At 42.2% G+C, this 18,480-nt stretch carries 18 protein-coding genes and 2 pseudogenes; 5 read left to right on the forward strand and 15 right to left on the reverse strand.

The window, feature by feature from the left end:
* The 3 genes from B7700_RS09910 to B7700_RS09920 form a co-directional block, all read right to left on the reverse strand.
* Window positions 1–339, reverse strand: coding sequence for a zinc ribbon domain-containing protein YjdM (locus B7700_RS09910; protein WP_001061596.1), 339 nt, complete (start codon window positions 337–339; stop codon window positions 1–3).
* Window positions 340–469: 130 nt separating this feature from the next.
* Entirely contained in the window at window positions 470–1,141 is a 672-nt protein-coding gene (gene cmk, locus B7700_RS09915) for a (d)CMP kinase (protein WP_000849387.1), read from the reverse strand.
* 9 nt (window positions 1,142–1,150) lie between these two features.
* Window positions 1,151–1,636: an SAG1386/EF1546 family surface-associated protein gene (locus B7700_RS09920; RefSeq protein ID WP_192855683.1), complete on the reverse strand. Its 486-nt coding sequence runs from the start codon at window positions 1,634–1,636 to the stop codon at window positions 1,151–1,153.
* Window positions 1,637–1,681: 45 nt separating this feature from the next.
* Between B7700_RS09920 and B7700_RS09925 the strand changes: the two genes are divergently transcribed.
* The gene (locus B7700_RS09925) at window positions 1,682–1,879 is read left to right on the forward strand and encodes a ferredoxin (protein WP_004235080.1); all 198 of its coding nucleotides are present in this window, start codon (window positions 1,682–1,684) and stop codon (window positions 1,877–1,879) included.
* A 57-nt stretch (window positions 1,880–1,936) separates the two neighbouring features.
* On the opposite strand, the gene B7700_RS09930 is transcribed toward B7700_RS09925, so the two are convergent.
* From B7700_RS09930 to B7700_RS09960, 6 genes are all read right to left on the reverse strand, one after another.
* Entirely contained in the window at window positions 1,937–2,902 is a 966-nt protein-coding gene (locus B7700_RS09930) for a glycosyltransferase family 2 protein (RefSeq protein ID WP_084888856.1), read from the reverse strand.
* A 1-nt stretch (window position 2,903) separates the two neighbouring features.
* Window positions 2,904–3,923, reverse strand: a complete 1,020-nt coding sequence (galE, locus tag B7700_RS09935; protein WP_084888668.1) for a UDP-glucose 4-epimerase GalE — start codon at window positions 3,921–3,923, stop codon at window positions 2,904–2,906.
* Window positions 3,924–4,176: 253 nt separating this feature from the next.
* On the reverse strand, window positions 4,177–5,280 hold the full coding sequence (locus B7700_RS09945; RefSeq protein WP_084888670.1) for an NAD(P)/FAD-dependent oxidoreductase: 1,104 nt from the start codon (window positions 5,278–5,280) through the stop codon (window positions 4,177–4,179).
* A 16-nt stretch (window positions 5,281–5,296) separates the two neighbouring features.
* Window positions 5,297–6,094 carry a Nif3-like dinuclear metal center hexameric protein gene (locus B7700_RS09950; RefSeq protein ID WP_049499579.1) on the reverse strand — a complete coding sequence of 266 codons (798 nt, stop codon included), beginning with the start codon at window positions 6,092–6,094 and terminating at the stop codon, window positions 5,297–5,299.
* Window positions 6,081–6,758, reverse strand: a complete 678-nt coding sequence (locus B7700_RS09955) for a tRNA (adenine(22)-N(1))-methyltransferase (protein WP_064275968.1) — start codon at window positions 6,756–6,758, stop codon at window positions 6,081–6,083. The genes B7700_RS09950 and B7700_RS09955 overlap by 14 nt, the downstream gene beginning before the upstream one ends.
* Before the next feature lie 101 nt (window positions 6,759–6,859).
* Window positions 6,860–9,196, reverse strand: a complete 2,337-nt coding sequence (locus B7700_RS09960) for a cation-translocating P-type ATPase (protein WP_084888672.1) — start codon at window positions 9,194–9,196, stop codon at window positions 6,860–6,862.
* A 132-nt stretch (window positions 9,197–9,328) separates the two neighbouring features.
* On the opposite strand from B7700_RS09960, the gene B7700_RS09965 reads away from it, so the two are divergent.
* Entirely contained in the window at window positions 9,329–10,078 is a 750-nt protein-coding gene (locus tag B7700_RS09965) for a lysophospholipid acyltransferase family protein (protein WP_084888674.1), read from the forward strand.
* 42 nt (window positions 10,079–10,120) lie between these two features.
* Here B7700_RS09965 and B7700_RS09970 read toward each other — a convergent pair whose 3' ends face one another.
* From B7700_RS09970 to rpsO, 6 genes are all read right to left on the reverse strand, one after another.
* Window positions 10,121–10,813 (reverse strand): alpha/beta hydrolase-fold protein, encoded by a 693-nt coding sequence (locus B7700_RS09970; protein WP_084888676.1) that lies wholly within the window; start codon window positions 10,811–10,813, stop codon window positions 10,121–10,123.
* The gene (locus B7700_RS09975) at window positions 10,794–11,804 is read right to left on the reverse strand and encodes an ABC transporter substrate-binding protein (protein WP_084888678.1); all 1,011 of its coding nucleotides are present in this window, start codon (window positions 11,802–11,804) and stop codon (window positions 10,794–10,796) included. Before B7700_RS09975 ends, B7700_RS09970 begins: the two co-directional genes overlap by 20 nt.
* A 19-nt stretch (window positions 11,805–11,823) precedes the next feature.
* Window positions 11,824–12,579: an ABC transporter ATP-binding protein gene (locus B7700_RS09980; protein WP_004255647.1), complete on the reverse strand. Its 756-nt coding sequence runs from the start codon at window positions 12,577–12,579 to the stop codon at window positions 11,824–11,826.
* A gap of 1 nt (window position 12,580) precedes the next feature.
* Window positions 12,581–13,627, reverse strand: a complete 1,047-nt coding sequence (locus B7700_RS09985; RefSeq protein WP_084888680.1) for a FecCD family ABC transporter permease — start codon at window positions 13,625–13,627, stop codon at window positions 12,581–12,583.
* Between the two features lie 229 nt (window positions 13,628–13,856).
* Complete coding sequence (locus B7700_RS09990) at window positions 13,857–14,477, reverse strand: CadD family cadmium resistance transporter (protein ID WP_084888682.1); 621 nt, start codon at window positions 14,475–14,477, stop codon at window positions 13,857–13,859.
* A gap of 814 nt (window positions 14,478–15,291) precedes the next feature.
* Window positions 15,292–15,561 carry a 30S ribosomal protein S15 gene (rpsO, locus tag B7700_RS09995; protein WP_001018251.1) on the reverse strand — a complete coding sequence of 90 codons (270 nt, stop codon included), beginning with the start codon at window positions 15,559–15,561 and terminating at the stop codon, window positions 15,292–15,294.
* Window positions 15,562–15,766: 205 nt separating this feature from the next.
* On the opposite strand from rpsO, the pseudogene B7700_RS11375 reads away from it, so the two are divergent.
* From B7700_RS11375 to thrS, 3 genes and pseudogenes are all read left to right on the forward strand, one after another.
* Window positions 15,767–16,140: pseudogene (locus tag B7700_RS11375) on the forward strand (hypothetical protein).
* Window positions 16,141–16,213: 73 nt separating this feature from the next.
* Window positions 16,214–16,422: pseudogene (locus B7700_RS11465) on the forward strand (hypothetical protein).
* A gap of 40 nt (window positions 16,423–16,462) precedes the next feature.
* Window positions 16,463–18,406, forward strand: coding sequence for a threonine--tRNA ligase (gene thrS, locus B7700_RS10005; RefSeq protein WP_084888685.1), 1,944 nt, complete (start codon window positions 16,463–16,465; stop codon window positions 18,404–18,406).
* The last annotated feature ends 74 nt before the right edge of the window (window positions 18,407–18,480 follow it).

The raw sequence follows: 18,480 nt of genomic DNA on the forward strand, positions 1-18,480 counted from the left end.
TTAAATTTTCTTCACAAACTCTGATTTGAGTTTCATGGCACCAAAGCCATCAATTTTACAGTCGATATTGTGGTCGCCCTCTACGATGCGGATATTCTTCACGCGCGTCCCTTGTTTCAAATCTTTTGGCGCACCTTTTACTTTTAAGTCCTTGATGAGAGTTACTGTATCACCGTCAGCCAATTTATTCCCGTTGGCATCGATAGCAACAAGGCCCTCTTCTACATCTGCAACTTCAGCAGGATTCCACTCATAAGCACACTCTGGGCAAACCAGTAGGGCACCGTCTTCGTAGACATACTCTGAGTTACATTTTGGGCAATTTGGTAGGTTGTTCATGGTTTCTCCTTATAATCATTCACTATTCTTTGAAAATCAAAATTTCTCGAACAGCAACTATTATACCTTAAAATCAGCATTTTGACAAATTTAGAAAAAAACCGATATCAATCTATCGGCTTCTCTACATCTACATTCTTTTTTTAGCTTCTGCTTTGATTTTTTCAACTACTTCCTGAATGTTCAAGCCAGTTGTATCAAGGTAGACAGCGTCCTCTGCTTGTTTTAGAGGCGAAGTCTCACGATGACTATCCTTGTAGTCACGCGCAGCAATTTCCTCTTTTAGGGTTTCAAGGTCTGTTTCAATTCCCTTGGCAATATTTTCCTTGTAACGACGCTCTGCTCTTTCATCGACAGAAGCTACTAGAAAAATTTTCAATTCTGCTTGTGGCAATACAACAGTCCCAATATCGCGACCATCCATGACAATACCGCCTTGCTGGGCAATCTCTTGTTGGAGAGAAACTAGTTTCTCACGCACTTCAGGAATTGCTGCGATGGCAGAAACATGATTAGTCACTTCATTTTCACGGATAGGATGGGTAATATCCACATCTCCTACAAAGACAAGTTGTTCTCCAGTTTCTGAGCGTCCAAAACTGATTGGATGCTGGTCCAATAAGGCTAAAAGTTCTTCAACTTGTTCAACTCCTAATTGGTTCCTGAGAGCCATGTAGGTCGCTGCACGATACATAGCACCTGTATCTAGGTAGGTGAATCCAAAATCCTTGGCAATAATCTTTGCGACCGTACTCTTGCCACTTGAAGCAGGACCGTCAATAGCAATTTGAATCGTCTTCATTTATGACTCCTATCTAGTCTTAATCACATCTCCAGGATTAGCAAACCAAGATCCTGTAGCCATATGGCCAGGATTCAAAGCCTCTAACTGAGCAATCGAGATTCCTGCACGAGCGGCAATGGCTGCTTCTCCTTCTCCAGCTAAGACTTTTGTAGTTCCTTCTGGATCAGTTGGATGTTCTGAGCTACTAGATGACTCTTCTACCTTCTCCTCTGAACTAGAAGATGCATGCTCTGAACTACTAGAAGATGAAATCTGTACTACATTTGCATCAGATTCGTGAAAATCTTTTAAGGCTGCCGTGCGATTGCTCCCACCCGATGAAAGATAGATAAGAACAATGATCATCACGACTACAATCACAAAGAAAATACTTGCTAAAATAGTCAAGATACGATTAGCCAGCACTCCTCCACCTTGTTCTCTCTTACGACGTTCTGATCTTGTTTCTTCCTGATTCTCATAAATATCTTCTTGCCACGGTTCTTTTGCCATACCTTACTCCTTGTTTTTTTTTACTTTTCTTATTACAATATAAATATGAAAATCACACTTATACCTGAACGCTGCATTGCCTGTGGTCTTTGCCAAACTTATTCTGAATTATTTGATTACCACGATAATGGAATCGTGCGTTTTTACGATGACCCTGACCAACTAGAAAAAGAAATCTCTCCTAGTCAGGACGTCGTAGAAGCTGTTAGAAACTGTCCGACACGTGCCTTGATTAAAGATTAACTCTAACATCGACAGGAACGTTCCACTCCTTCTAGTTTAGCATATTTCCATGCAAAATTATAGTCTTTTCTCTTTATTTTTTTCTGCAAAATCAGGAAGATCACTTTTTTCTTTGATAAGATAAAGTGGTCTTTTTTTAGTCTCTAGATAAATCTTACTAATATACTTGCCGAGAATCCCAATGGTCAAGAGTTGAATCCCACCAAGAAAGAGAATAACAGCCATCAGAGAGGTCCAACCGGATGTCGGATTGCCCAAAATGAGGGTCCGAACCACAACAAAAAAGGTCATAAGCAGAGACATAAAACAAGATAGGAGACCTGCCACAAAGGCTATAATCAAGGGAAAATCTGAAAAATTAACAATCCCTTCAATGGAGTAGAAAAAGAGTTGCCTAAAACTCCAACTGGTCTTGCCAGCCTGCCTTTCGACATTTGGATAGTCCAGATAGTGGGTTTTAAAGCCGACCCAGGCAAAGAGTCCCTTCGAAAAGCGATTGGACTCAGTCAAGCTTAAAATGGCATCCACTACAGATCTTCTCATCATGCGAAAATCACGGACACCTGACGGCAGGGCTACTGGACTAATTTTTTGCATAAGGCGGTAAAAGAGATTAGCGCAGAGACTACGTAAAACTGGTTCTCCCTCCCGACTAGTTCTCAGTGTTCCTACGCAGTCCAAGTCTACATTTTGGTCTAGTAAATTTTTCATCTCTAGCAACATACTAGGAGGATCCTGGAGATCTGCATCCATCACCACCACTAGGTCTCCTGTCGCATATTGCAAGCCTGCATACAGAGCTGCTTCTTTGCCAAAATTTCGCGAGAAAGAAATATAATGAATTGCCGGATTTTGCTCCCGATAGGTCTTTAAGAGTTCCAAAGTCCCATCACTTGATCCATCGTCGACAAAGACATACTCGATTTCTGTTTCCAAATCTGGAAGTAAAGCTTCCAAAGTCTGATAAAAAAGAGGAAGTACTTCCTCTTCGTTTAAACAGGGGACAATGATTGACATCACCATCTTAGTCTTCAAATCCATTTGGATGCTTACTTTGCCAACGCCATGCGTCTTCACACATTTGGGTGATGCCTAATTCTGCTTCCCAGCCTAGTTCTGCTTTGGCTTTTGCAGGATCTGAATAGCAGGCTGCGATATCACCTGGGCGACGGTCTACAATGCGGTAAGGAATTGGGCGTCCCACTGCTTTTTCCATATTTTGGATAATTTCAAGAACAGAATATCCTTTACCTGTTCCAAGGTTATAAATGTTTAGGCCTGAACCTTTTTGGATTTTTTTCAGAGCTGCAACGTGACCTTTAGCCAAGTCAACAACGTGGATATAGTCACGAACACCTGTTCCATCTTCCGTATCGTAATCGTCTCCAAACACTTGCACTTGCTCTAATTTTCCAACGGCTACTTGAGTCACATATGGCAAAAGATTATTTGGAATACCGTTTGGATTTTCTCCTAAATCACCACTCTCATGGGCTCCGATTGGGTTAAAGTAACGAAGTAAGACCACATTCCATTCTGAGTCTGCCTTGTAGATATCCGTCAAAATTTCCTCTAACATGAGTTTAGTACGACCGTATGGATTGGTTACTGAAAGTGGGAAATCTTCCAAGATTGGCACTGTATGAGGATCTCCGTAAACTGTCGCAGAAGAACTGAAGATGATGTTCTTACAGTTGTTTTCTTCCATAGCTTTCAAAAGGCTAATAGTCCCAGCTATATTGTTGTCATAGTAGGCAAGAGGAATACGGGTAGATTCACCTACAGCCTTCAAGCCAGCAAAGTGAATGACCCCTGTTGGTTCTTCTTGTTTGAAAATGTCACGAAGAGTATCTGTATCACGGATATCTGCCTCATAGAAAGGCACTTCAACTCCTGTAATTCTCTCAACAACTTCTAAACTTTTTCTGTTACTATTCACAAGGTTATCCACCACAACAACTTGATGACCTGCTTGGATTAACTCAATAACTGTGTGGGTTCCGATAAAACCTGCTCCACCCGTTACCAAAATCTTTTCTTGCATCTTTTTTCCTCGATTCTCGGATTATTTTTTCTTATTTTACCATTTTTGATAGGGAATGTCATTTGCCATCCTAGAGGGGAGGCTAAAATTTCAGTAAAATTCTTATACTCTTCGAAAATCGCTTCAAACCACGTCAGCCTTGCTTTGCTGTAGGTAGGTTACTGACTTCGTCAGTTCGATCCACAACCTCAAAACAGTGTTTCGAGTAGCCTGCGGCTAGTTTCCTAGTTTGTTCTTTGATTTTCATTGAGTATTATTCGCTTTTTACTCGTTTGACATAGTTTTCAATTGGGTAGTTTAGAGGGTCCAAGGTCAACTCCTTGCCTTGGATCAGTTGAGCTAGATGGTAACCAATGATAGGACCCGTTGTGAGGCCTGATGAACCTAGTCCACTGGCTGCATAGACACCTGACAATTCTGGCATCTGGCCAAAGAAAGGTGAGAAATCACTAGTGTAGGCACGGATTCCCACACGCTCACCAGCTCTGGTAGCTTCTACTAAACTAGGATAGCAAGGCAGGGCTGCCTCCTCCATTTTCTGGAGTAAGGTTTCATCTACCGTCAAATCAAATCCCATGTCATTTTCGTGGGTAGCACCCAAGGACAATTTCCCACCTGCAAAAGGAATCAAATCCCACTCCCCTTCTGGCATAACAACAGGGTAAGCTTCCATGTCTTGGGCAAGTTGATAATCTCGGAGTTGCCCCTTTTGGGGACGAACATCTACTTCATAACCTAAAGGCTCTAACAGGCGTCCCAACCAAGCTCCCGTCGCCAAAACAACCTGATCAAACACCTCTTCACCAATCTGATAACCTGATGATAAAGGCTTCAGACTCACTTTTTCTTTGACCAGCTTGACCTGACTGGCTTCTAGCAAACGAGTCACTAAAAGTTGGCCATCTACTCTCGCTCCACCAGAAGCATATAGCAAGCGGTCAAATCCCTGTAAGCCAGGGAATAATTCATTAGCTGATTCTTGGTCTAGAATGGCTAATTGCCCTATCAAGGGAGATTCTTCTCTGCGCTGGAGGGCTAGTTGATAGAGTTCTTCCAACTTAGTTTCATCCTTTTTCAGGAGAAAGACTCCCAAACGCTGGTAAAAGTCGATTTCTTGCCCTGACTTTTCTAAATCCGCCAACAAATCCACATAAAAATCAGCCCCCAAACGCGCCATTTTGTACCAGGCCTTATTGCGGCGTTTGGAAAACCAAGGACTGATAATTCCTGCTGCGGCCTTGGTAGCTTGACCTTGTCCATGGTCAAAGACGGTTACTTCTAGGTCACTTTCTTTCGAGAGGTAGTAGGCAGCTGTTGCTCCCACAATTCCTGCTCCGATAATAGCAACTTTTTTCATTGTTTTCACTTTCTAACTAGATATGGTGGAAAGGATTGGTCGATGCTTGACTAGGAAAAATATCAATATCCCAGTCTTTTTCCTCTTTCCATTGACTAAGGAATGCTGCGATTTTTTCCACAAAAAGCACTTCGATATAGTGACCTGGGTCCAAGGCTAGCAAGCCATCAGACAGCATATCCTGAGCAGTGTGGTAGTAAATATCACCAGTGATATAAACATCTGCCCCCTTTGCCAAAGCATCCTTATAGAAAGACTGCCCGCTACCACCACAGATGGCCACTCTTGAAATAGGCTTCTGCAAATCTCTCTCTTGATAATGCACCAATCGAAGGCTATCTAAACCAAAGACTTGCTTGACATGCTGGGCCAATTCCCCAAATGTCTGAGGCTGAACATTCCCAATACGTCCAATTCCACGTTCAGGACCTGTCTCCTGCAGATAGGTCGTTTCCTCGATACCTAGCATCTGACAGAACCAATCATTGAGGCCATTTTCAACGATGTCAATATTGGTATGGCTGACATAAACTGCGATGTCATGCTTTATCAAATCAATGTAAATCTGATTTTGTGGACGGCTAGCTACCAAATCCTTGATGGGACGGAAAATCGGCGCATGCTTGACAATAATCAAGTCTACACCCTTTTCAATGGCTTCAACCACCGTTTCTTCACGAATATCGAGAGCCACCATGACCCTTTGGATATCCTTGTCTAAAGTACCAATTTGCAGACCACGACTGTCTCCCTCCATGGAAAATTCCTGAGGGCAAAAGGCTTCATACGCATTAATCACTTCACTTGCTAACATGGAGAACCTCCTTGATGGCTTGAATTTTATCTACTAGAACTTGACGTTCTTCCAGATTTTTTTCTGGGATTTGTCCGAGGGCAAACTCTAGCTTAACAGCTTCTTTTTGCCATTTTTGGACAAAGACTGGACTGACCTCTTTGGACAAGAAGGGACCAAAGCGAACATCACTAGCTGATAGCTTCATTTGTCCTGCTTCCACCACCAAAATCTCGTAAAACTTGCCAGCCTCTTCTAAGATACTTTCAGCTACAATCTGAAATTCATTCTCTTGTAGCCAGATACGCAAGTCGTCTTCACGATTATTGGGTTGGAGGATTAAACGCTCTACATTAGCTAACTTGTCCAAGCCTTCTTCTAAAATCCTGGCAATCAAACGACCACCCATACCAGCAATGGTAATGACCGATACCTTATCTGCCTCTTCAAAGGCTGCCAAGCCATTTGCTAAACGGACTTGGATTTTCTCCTTTAACCCGTGACTTTCAACATTTTTAACCGCGGACTGGTAGGGACCTTCTACAACCTCACCTGCAATGGCACTTTTGATTTGTCCTCTTTCGACCAACTCGATAGGCAGATAAGCATGGTCACTCCCCACATCTAGTAAAATGGCTCCCTGTGGCACAAAGGAAGCCACTAATTCTAATCTCTTTGAAATCATCTTCTCTCACTTTCCAAAACTCTATTACCTCTTATTATACCACATTTCAGCTGGCAATCTTGTACCTAAAAAGACCGCAATCCACAGATTGCAGCCTTTCTTTATTTTCTGGCTTGATAGCGACTAGTCAGGATGAAAATCACGGTAAAGACCAACATCATGACACCATAAACAGGTAATGTTTGTCCTGTTAAGGTTGAAATTTCAAGCAGTTTTTGAATTCTTGGGAAGAGAGCTGTGGCTAGGAATCCTCCTACTGACCAAACAATCAAGAGGACACGCCATAGGGTAAATGGCATGCAGGCTCTAAATACAGATAAGAAACCAATTGACCCCAAGAGATAATAGAGTAGAGTTGAAATTTCTAACTCAGACCAACCTTGGCTACTTCCAAATATTTTCACAAAAAGAACACTGAACACAACCATGAGAGCACTTGGTAGAGCACGAAGCATGGATCTTCTGAGGAAGTTTGGCTCAACAGGTTTGATATTTCGCTCAAAAGTCAGAACGAATGGTGGGAACCCTTCCACGAACTGGTCAATCATGGTAATCTGGATCGGAATGAAGGGGAAAATCAAGATCCACTCAGACCGACCTAGTAAAGCACTGGCGATACAGATAACTGCGAGCAAGAATGAGTAGATGGTCTTTATCAAGAAAATCGGTGCAATGTGGGCAATATTATTAACCACACGACGACCTTCAAAAAGAATCTCAGGAACATCATTAAAGTCAGAGTTCAAGAGAACCAGATTGGCAATCTGACGAGTCGCTGGATCTCCCTCAGCCATCACGATAGAACAATCCGCCTCACGAAGGGCGAGAATATCATTGACTCCGTCTCCTGTCATAGCTGTTGTATGCCCCGCTTTTTTCAGTGTTTGGATAATGAGTTTCTTTTGATGAGGGGAAACACGTCCGAAAATAGCTGTCTCCTCAGCCATAGTAATCAATTCCTCATCCGTGATTTTCGAGCAATCTACATAGCTATGATAGTCCGCAAAACCAGCCTTCTGGGCAATACTGGACACCGTAACTGGATTGTCACCAGAGATGATCTTGAGACCCACTTCCTGAGAACGGAGATAGTCCAACGTCTCTGCTGCTCCCTCTCGAATCGGATCCAAGATTTCCAGCAGGGCCAGAGCCTGAATATCAGATGGTTTCTGTGGCTTGTGATGGTCTAATTTCTCCTGACTGAGTGCCAAGACCAAGACACGTGATCCTCTCTCTAGAGCCTCTCTGGCTTCTGGGACCTCAGAAGCCAGCAACATCTCAGGCGCCCCTAAAAAAACTGTCCCCAAACCTTCCAATTCCATAGCTCCCCACTTGCGGTCGCTGGAGAAGGGAAGATTAGAGAGCATAGGATAGGCTACTTGGCCTTGGAAGCGCTGGCGAATAGCTTGGGCAGTTGGATTTTTATCCTCACTGTGGGCCATGTAGCTGGCCAAAATGCTGGCAATAGTCTCTTCACCATAAGTTGCCGTCAGTGGAAGAACAGCCTCCACCTGCATCTTTCCTTGGGTGATGGTGCCCGTCTTGTCCAAACAGAGCATATCCACGCGTGCCAAGGTCTCAACAGAGTACATCTCCTGCACCAAGACCTTTTTCAAGCCCAACTTAATCACCGCAGTCAAAAGCGAAGTAATGGTCAAAAGGGCAATTCCCTTAGGTAACATCCCCAGAAGGGCTGTCGACGAATTTACAACGGACGACTTAAGAGGCAAGCCTTTTAAAAGCAAGGCTTCTAGTAAGAGAGCCAGACCAAAAGGAATGATAATCTTCCCAGTAAAACCAGCTAGCCTGTCCAACGATTTCATGATACGAGAGTTGATTGGTTTAACGGTCTTGGCTTCCAGCATGAGTTTGGCAGCATAGTTGTCTGCACCGACATGGTGAACTTGAGCTAAAACTGACCCACTGGCTAGGAAACTTCCTGACAAAAGCAAGGCATCCACTTCCTTTTGCACCAAATCACTTTCCCCCGTCAACATGGCTTCATTGACTTCCGCAAAGCCTTCCAAAACCAAGGCATCACTGGGAATCTGCTCTCCTGCAGACAAACGAATGACATCTCCTAACACCAATTCTTCAGGATTCAGAGCCACTTCTTGGCCATCACGAATAGTCTTGACCTTTTCCTTGGTCATGAGATTGAGCTTGTCCACCATGTGTTTGGCCCGCAGCTCAGTCACAATCCCAGAAAAAGCGTTAAAGCAGATAACGGCAAAGAAGACCAGATTGCTCCAAGCCTGCACAAAGGCTAGTGCCAAAGCAATGGCAAAGTTCAAAGCATTAAAAAGGGTAAAGACATTTCGTTTAACGATTTGCCAAGTGCTTGTACTAGCCGATGCGGTAAAATCATTGACCAAGCCCTTAGCCTGTCTTTCCTCGACTTCTCTTTGGGTTAATCCCATAATCTTATTTTTATCCATGAATTCTATCATATCATTTTTTCTAAAAGAATTCTAATCTCATCCCAAATACGAACCTAGTCAAGGGAAAAGTTTGCCAGCCCTCCTTTGATAAGGTATAATAATAACAAGAAAACAATCGAAGGAGATCGCATGTTTTATACTTATTTACGTGGATTGGTTGTATTGCTCCTATGGTCCATCAATGGCAATGCCCACTATCATAATACCGATAAAATTCCTAATCAAGATGAAAATTATATTCTGGTTGCACCTCACCGCACCTGGTGGGATCCAGTTTATATGGCCTTTGCGACCAAACCAAAACAATTTATCTTTATGGCCAAAAAAGAGCTCTTTACCAACCGTATCTTTGGCTGGTGGATTCGTATGTGTGGTGCCTTTCCTATCGACCGTGAAAATCCTAGCGCCTCAGCCATCAAATATCCTATCAATGTTCTCAAAAAAAGTGACCGCTCTCTCATCATGTTTCCAAGTGGAAGCCGACACTCAAACGATGTCAAGGGTGGCGTAGCTCTGATTGCCAAAATGGCCAAGGTTCGTATCATGCCGGTTACCTACACAGGTCCCATGACTTTGAAGGGCTTGATTAGTCGTGAACGTGTCGATATGAACTTTGGAAATCCAATTGATATCTCAGATATCAAGAAAATGAATGATGAAGGCATTGAAACAGTCGCCAATCGAATCCAAGCAGAATTCCAACGTTTGGACGAAGAAACCAAACAATGGCACAATAATAAAAAACCGAACCCACTCTGGTGGTTTATCCGCATCCCTGCCCTCATCCTTGCCATTATCCTCGCTATCCTAACCATCATCTTTAGCTTTATCGCAAGCTTCGTCTGGAATCCAGATAAGAAAAGAGAGGCTCTTGGTTAAAAAATACAACAATCCCTTGGCAAAAGCCAAGGGATAATTCTTTTATTTGATTTTCCATTTTTGGGCCAACCAGCTAGAAAAGGCTAAAAATCGCTCAGCCACTTGCTCATGATGCCCATAGAGGTCAAAGACAAACTGGCCATTCGGATAGCATTTCTGAAGACTGGTATGGATCTGTTCAGCATATACCGGTGCTTGAACCAAACGATTGCTATGATTGGCTCCTTCTGTTTGCCCATTCTGTAAATACAGCAAACAGTCCAAATTTTTCACCTTTTCTTCCCTACAGTAAGTCACAAAATCAGGATACCAAAAGGAACCACAGATGGAGAAGACACAGGAAACCTTGTCAAAGCTGAAAAGACTGTAGACTGCCGCCAAACCACCTAGTGAATACCCTCCATAAGCAAGGCGAGTTTCGTCCAGGCGATAAAGCGACTGCAACTTATCTAAAAGATCTCCAAATAAATGATCATGATAGGCAGTTGCCTGACCGCCAAAATCTTGAGCTCCATCTCTCAGAGCAGATGTCTTCCAGGGCGTGTAGTCGTCTAGGCGATTTTTAGAAGTCAAGCCCACTAAAATCACAGATTCTGAAAGGGACGATAGAAAATCCAAGTTTCCATCATTCAATAAAATAGCCGGATAGGTTTGATTGGGGTCGTAGTTAGAAGGAAGGCTGATTTTGACTTGAATTCCTTCCCAATCAAACTCATTATTTATTGATAAAGTCATTGATTTTCTCAAGGGAATCAATCACTGCTGGACCATAGTCCATCAATTCATCGTAAGAGATAGTCATGATTTTTTGATTCTTAATAGCAGCAACGCTTTCCAAAACAGCATTTGCCTTCATCAACTCTACTGCTTTTTCATCCAATTTTTTATTGCGGTCGCTGGTTACATAGATAATCAATTCAGGATCCATTGACACGAGATTTTCCAAGGTCAAGCCTGATGTCCCCGTAGCAACGTTTGTATAACCAAGTTGGTTCAGCAAACTCTCTTGCAAAGCAGACTTGTAGGCACCGAAGGTTTGATCATTATATGCAACCATAATCAAAGCCTTTTTCTTTTCACCTTGACTTGCTGGGTTTGCTTTCTTAACAGCATCAATTTTAGTTTGTAATTGGGCTGCGTATCCATTGGATTTTTCCTGAACATTAAAAATCATTCCAAGATTTTTGACATCTTCTACGATATTCCCCAAATCTTGCTGAATTGTTGAGAGAGAAGCTTTTTGAGTATACACTGGGATTTTATTTTCATTCCAAGTGCTAACTGTCCCCAAAGATTTTTCAGAAAACATCATGTTTCGACCCATCACAGCGTCTGGCTCATAAGAAAGGACTGTCTCTTGTGAGACTGTTTTTTTATCCCCAATTTGAGGAATAGTCGCAATCGCGTCCTTGTATTTGTCCGTCACAGCATTGTCTGGATTGAGCATGCCAACAATTTTATCCTTCAACCCTAACTCCAATAAGATTTCAGTGGTTGAAAGATTGTTAGTGATAACTTTTTCAGGTGCCTTGTCAAAGACTTGTTCGACTTCATTTCCTTTAGCATCATAAGTTTTGATAGTTAGCGGATAAGTCGTCTCTGCGTTAGCCTTTTGACTTGTTTCTGCGCTTGATTGTGTGGTAGCTTTTTCTGTAGTAGTGTTACCACAAGCTGCCATAGTTAAGGTAGCTACTGTCACGAGTAAAATGCTTAGTGTTTTTTTCATCTTGTTTTCCTTTTCATTCTTATAAATAGTGAATCATGGCTTGCTGGTCCTCGGTCCAAGTCACCTGACTTTGAACTCCGTATACAGTTTGCAATGACTCAGGGGTGATGGTCTCCTTTGGAGTCCCTTGGTAAAGGATTTCTCCCTCTTTCATCAGATAGAGATAATCCGAATAGCGACAAGCAAGTTGAATATCATGTAGGACAGCTAGAACATTGACCTTGAGATTTTTCACAATGGCTAACAAGTCTAGCTGATACCTGATATCCAGGTGATTGGTTGGTTCGTCCAAGAGCAAAAGAGTCGGTTCCTGCGCCAAGGCGCGGGCTAGTAAGACTCGCTGTTTCTCTCCCCCTGACAGAGACGAATAGAGACGAGTTTTCTTCTCGAGCATATCCACCTTAACGAGGGCATCTTGAACGAGCGCATAATCCCTTTCCCTTTCCTTCTGTAAAAAAGAGAGGTGGGGAGTTCTTCCCAGCAAGACGATTTCTTCAACTGTACAATCAAACTGCAGTTGGTTAAACTGGGTCACAACTGCCATTTGCTTGGCTGTTTCTTTGAGCGTCCATTGTTCCAGAGGCTTTCCATCTAGGCTTATCAAACCTTTGTCCGCCTTTTCCTGACGATAGAGGAGTTTAAGTAGACTGGTTTTCCCGCTTCCATTTGGTCCTAATATCGTGTGAAATTGATGCCCTTCAACCTTAAGAGAGACTCCTTTGAGGATTTTTTTCTCTCCTAGTCCAAAATGGATATCTTGACAAATCAAGTCCATATCAGACCCTCACCTCCCTTCTCCTACCTCCAACAATGTAGATGAAGAAGGGAGCACCTACCAAGGCTGTGAAAATACCAATAGGAAGCTCTGCGTTTGGGATGATGATACGAGAGAATACGTCTGCCCAGACCACAAAGAGGGCACCCAGCAAGGTTGCAACAGGAAAAAGCCTCTTGTAACTCGTTCCTACTAATCCTCGAGCTAAATGTGGAGTAATCAGACCGACAAATCCAATAATCCCACAGGTTGCCACTAAGACTGCTGTCAGCACAGCCACCATTGTCACATAAAGATACCAATAAAAGCGTAAAGGAATTCCCAAAGTTAAAGCAGCCTCATCTCCCATCATCATCGCATTGAAAACACGATACTGAGTAGAGAAAAATAGAAAGGCTATTCCTACTACTATAGTTGGCAGGACCAAGTCTGCCCAGGAAGTCCCAGCGAGCGAACCCATGGTCCAAAACTTAATGGTCATCACACTATCCGCATTAGCGCCAACTGAGATAATAAAGTTTGAAAAAGCCAGAAAGAGAGCGTTGACCACCGTTCCCGATAAGATTAGACTAGAAGTCGTCATCCTTCCCTGCATAGAGGCAATGATGAGGACAGCAATTGTTGCCAAGATAGCTCCAAGAAAAGCTCCAAGGCTAATCATCACTTTTAAACCAAGAATGATGCTCAAGGTTGCCCCTAGAGTTGCACCAGCAGAGATGCCTAAGACATAAGGCTCTGCGATGGGATTGTTCACTGTAGACTGCATCACGCTACCACACATAGAAAGGCCTGCTCCTACTATCAGACCTAACAATACTCGGGGGAATCTCATGTTCCATACAATGGCAAGAGTAGACTTGGAAACCTCTCCTATCTCAAGAGGAAATCCTAACCTACTCAAAATAATCCGATAGGTATCTCCTAGATCAATCGCAACAGATCCCATTGAAACTGCTAGAAAGAGAGAAATCCCTAAAATACCTAGCAAAATAACTAAAAGTAACACAAATTGCTGGTCTTGTCGGCTTCCAGAAAATTTGGAAAGCATGCAAACCTCCTTTGATAGAATCTTAAAAATTTAGAAAATTCTCATGAAAAGTATACCATATTTTCAACAATGGAACAAGATGAGAAAAATAAATATAGTTGGTCATACAGTGCTAATAATCGTAACCGAAGATTATACTTGAGTATATCGAGGTAAAGTGACAACATAAAAAGCCCTCTAAAATTAGAGAGCTGATTTGAGATTGGGATAAAATCCTAGTGAAAAAAATCTACACGATCAGAAAAGTCTCTATCGTGCCATTTTCATACATGATGTATAGTCCAAGTACAATGAATACTAAGGGCACAATGATTCGCTCGTATTTTTCAATTGTCTCGAATATTAACGGAATAGAGGATAACACCCGACTAAGCTCGCATAAGATAATTATGCCGATTACAAACACAAGCAACGCCACGAGGGTCTGTGACCAATCTAACGAAGCAAAATAAGGTATATAGATACCTAAATTATCTCCGCCAGACGCAATTGTCAGCAATGTAACTGTCCAAAACAGTTGATTTGCCTTGCTTTGTTCTAATCTTTCAATAATTTCTTCCTCTTCTTCCTCTTCTTCCTCACCTTCTCCAACAATTGCAAAGCGAATCCCTAAATAGATAGGAATTAAACCAAGCAATCCAACCATCCATTCTTCAGGCACGAAATTAACAACATAAGCAGCAACTAAACTCGCCCCTACAAGTAAGCCTGTGCCTAGATATTGCCCCGCATAAATATGCCATTTTTGTTTATTCTGTGATAGCTGTGCAAATAAAATAATTAAAATAATTAAATAATCGATACTGGTGGAAATATAAACACCAATAGCAGATATGATTGTCTGTCCCATAAAAAACCTCCTGTATTGGTCAGTAATAAATCAGCAGATTTTAGGAGAGCACAGACACATTAATTTAGCTATCGCTAGTGGGTAATGTCGAACATAGGAAAGCATTTTACTCCTCCTCAAAACGTAGTTACAAAGTAATTTCTAACTGGAATTCAGTAACTACTTCCATGTAGAGTATAACATACTATACTTTACTTCGTAAAGTGTGGGCTCTCCGAAGGGGCTTGCAGACAGCTACTCGGCTTTTCAAGCCGAGTAGCTACGCACCTTTATGGTGTAATTAGCTGATACCATTTGAGGTTTTTGTAGTCTCCAAAATTGTGACCGATAAAACCTCAATAAAAAAGCCCTCTGAAGTCCGAGAGCTGATTTGAGCCCGGGCTAAAATCCTAGTGAAAAAGATGAAACTCCTTGTGTTCATCGAACACGGTGTCGTTTCCCTATTTTCATACGGATTTCTTACGCCCTTAGCATCATGATTCTTGCTGGATAAAACGTTTATAGACTAGACGGCGAGGAGAAGAATGTACGAAACTTTCAGTGAAACAAAAAAATCTCCCCGAAGGAAGATCATTCTGGTTTATTTTACCTTACAGTGCTAGGAACCGTAACCAAAGATTATACTTGAGCATATCAAGGTAAGGTGACAAAAGTAAAAAAGCTACCCAATTTAGAGTAGCTTCATTATCAAGATATGCTCAATTGAACACGGCCTAAGCACTTGGCAAAAAAGATAAAATTTCCTAGAAACTGAAGTTTCTTCGTCAATTTTCCTATTTTTGCTTTGTGCTTTTGACGGCCTTTGTATCTTGAATTAGCGACGAAGTCCTAGAGAGTTGATCAACTCACGGTAACGGTTAACGTCGTTTTTACGCAAGTATGCAAGCAAGTTACGACGGCGACCGATTTTTTTCATCAATCCACGGTAAGTAGCGTGGTCTTTTTTGTGTTGTTTGATGTGTTCGTTAAGGTGGTTGATTTCCCAAGTAAGGACAGCAACTTGAACCTCTACTGAACCTGTATCACCTTCGTGACGTGCATATTGTGCGATGATTTCATTTTTTTTCTCTTTTGAGATTGCCATGATGTTTCTCCTTTTTATTTGGCTTCATCCGAGTGACAGGTTGGCATGCCTGTAACCAAGAAGAAGTTATTTGTCTTTACGACAATCCCTATTCTACCAATAACTAACTTCTTTGTCAACAGATTTACTTTCTTGTTTTAAACATGCTATAACAATCATAGCAAGAGATCTAAGTTGTCTGTTTTTTTAAAACGAGGTGATTATCATGCGTAGATTCTATTCCCATCTCCCCTATTATTTGGTCATATTTTTCTTTTATTGGCCACTTTATCAGTTGTTATCACTAATCATTTCTGACCCCCTTTTTCTCAAGAGTCTCTACGTAAATAATCTTCTCTTCTTTACACCTCTGGTAATCTTGATTATATCGCTACTCTATAGCTACCGTTTCCTTTTCTCACTTTGGTGGTTAATTGGTAACGGACTGCTCTTTTGCTTTACTATCATAACCTTTGGTGAGTTTATACTAATTTACTTGCTAATCTATGAAACCTTGGCTCTGGTGGGCATGGCTTCCGGTATTTGCATCAAGCATATTCTACAAAAATGAAAAACAAAAAACTTTCACAAAATCCTTGAAAAATCTCACAATCATGCTATAATAATCCATAGAGACAAGTCACTTAGTCCCTTTCTACTAGAGAGTGCGTGGTTGCTGGAAACGCATAGAGAGCCTAAACTGATACTACTCTTGAATTTTTTATGAAAACATAAAACGGTGGCCACGTTAGAGCCAATCAGAGGTGTCCCTCTTTTTTGAGGAACATAAATGAAGGTGGAACCACGTTGCGACGTCCTTTCGAGGATGTCGCTTTTTGTTTTTCTAGCTTTCACAGTCCTCTGTCCCTGTTTTCAGAATAGGGTTAACACATTCGTCAATAATATAAGTAAGGAGAACATCATGATTAACATTACTTTCCCGGATGGCGCTGTTCGTGAATTCGAATCTGGCGTTACAACTTTTGAAATTGCCCAATCTATCAGCAATTCCCTAGCTAAAAAGGCCTTGGCTGGTAAATTCAACGGCAAACTCATCGACACTACTCGTGCTATCACTGAAGATGGAAGCATCGAAATCGTGACACCTGATCACGAAGGTGCCCTTCCAATCTTGCGTCACTCAGCTGCTCACTTGTTCGCCCAAGCAGCTCGTCGTCTGTTCCCAGACATTCACTTGGGGGTTGGTCCAGCCATCGAAGATGGTTTCTACTACGATACAGACAACACAGCTGGTCAAATCTCTAACGAAGACCTTCCTCGTATCGAAGAAGAAATGCAAAAAATTGTCAAAGAAAACTTCCCATCAATCCGTGAAGAAGTGACTAAAGACGAGGCGCGTGAAATCTTCAAAAATGACCCTTACAAGTTGGAATTGATTGAAGAACACTCTGAAGACGAAGGTGGTTTGACTATCTATCGTCAGGGTGAATATGTAGACCTTTGCCGTGGCCCACACGTCCCTTCAACAGGCCGTATCCAAATCTTCCACCTTCTCCATGTAGCAGGTGCTTACTGGCGTGGAAATAGCGACAACGCTATGATGCAACGTATCTACGGTACAGCTTGGTTTGACAAAAAAGACTTGAAAAACTACCTTCAAATGCGTGAAGAAGCTAAGGAACGTGACCACCGTAAACTTGGTAAAGAGCTTGATCTCTTCATGATTTCTCAAGAGGTTGGTCAAGGACTTCCATTCTGGTTGCCAAATGGTGCGACTATCCGTCGTGAATTGGAACGCTACATCGTAGACAAAGAGTTGGCTTCTGGCTACCAACACGTATACACTCCACCACTTGCTTCTGTTGAACTTTACAAGACTTCTGGTCACTGGGATCATTACCAAGAAGACATGTTCCCAACTATGGACATGGGTGACGGGGAAGAATTTGTCCTTCGTCCAATGAACTGTCCGCACCACATCCAAGTCTTCAAACATCATGTTCACTCTTACCGTGAGTTGCCAATCCGTATCGCTGAAATCGGTATGATGCACCGCTACGAAAAATCTGGTTCCCTTACTGGTCTTCAACGTGTACGTGAAATGTCTCTTAACGACGGTCACCTCTTTGTGACTCCAGAACAAATCCAAGAAGAATTCCAACGTGCTCTTCAGTTGATTATCGATGTTTATGAAGATTTCAACTTGACTGAATACCGCTTCCGCCTCTCTCTTCGTGACCCTCAAGATACTCATAAGTACTTTGATAATGATGAGATGTGGGAAAATGCTCAAACCATGCTTCGTGCAGCCCTTGATGAAATGGGCGTGGACTACTTTGAAGCCGAAGGTGAAGCAGCCTTCTACGGACCAAAATTGGATATTCAAGTTAAGACTGCTCTTGGAAAAGAAGAAACTCTTTCTACTATCCAACTTGACTTCTTGCTTCCAGAACGCTTCGACCTTAAATATATCGGAGCTGATGGTGAAGAGCACCGTCCAGTTATGATCCACCGTGGAGTTATCTCAACTATGGAACGCTTCACAGCTATCTTGATTGAGAACTACAAGGGTGCCTTCCCAACATGGCTAGCACCTCACCAAGTAACTCTCATCCCAGTATCTAACGAAAAACACGTGGACTACGCATGGGAAGTAGCTAAAAAACTCCGTGACCGTGGTGTTCGTGCAGACGTAGATGAACGCAATGAAAAAATGCAGTTCAAGATTCGTGCTTCACAAACAAGCAAGATTCCTTACCAATTAATCGTTGGGGACAAGGAAATGGAAGACGGAACAGTCAACGTTCGTCGCTACGGCCAAAAAGAAACACAAACTGTCTCAGTAGATGATTTTGTTCAAGCTATCCTAGCTGATATCGCCAACAAATCACGCGTTGAGAAATAAGAGATAAAACCTGGGATAAAATCCTAACTACCTAAAAAGCAACAACTGAAACAGCTGTTGCTTTTTATATTTTA

This window comes from Streptococcus mitis (assembly GCF_002096755.1).
In the GTDB taxonomy this organism is placed as follows: domain Bacteria; phylum Bacillota; class Bacilli; order Lactobacillales; family Streptococcaceae; genus Streptococcus; species Streptococcus mitis_AC.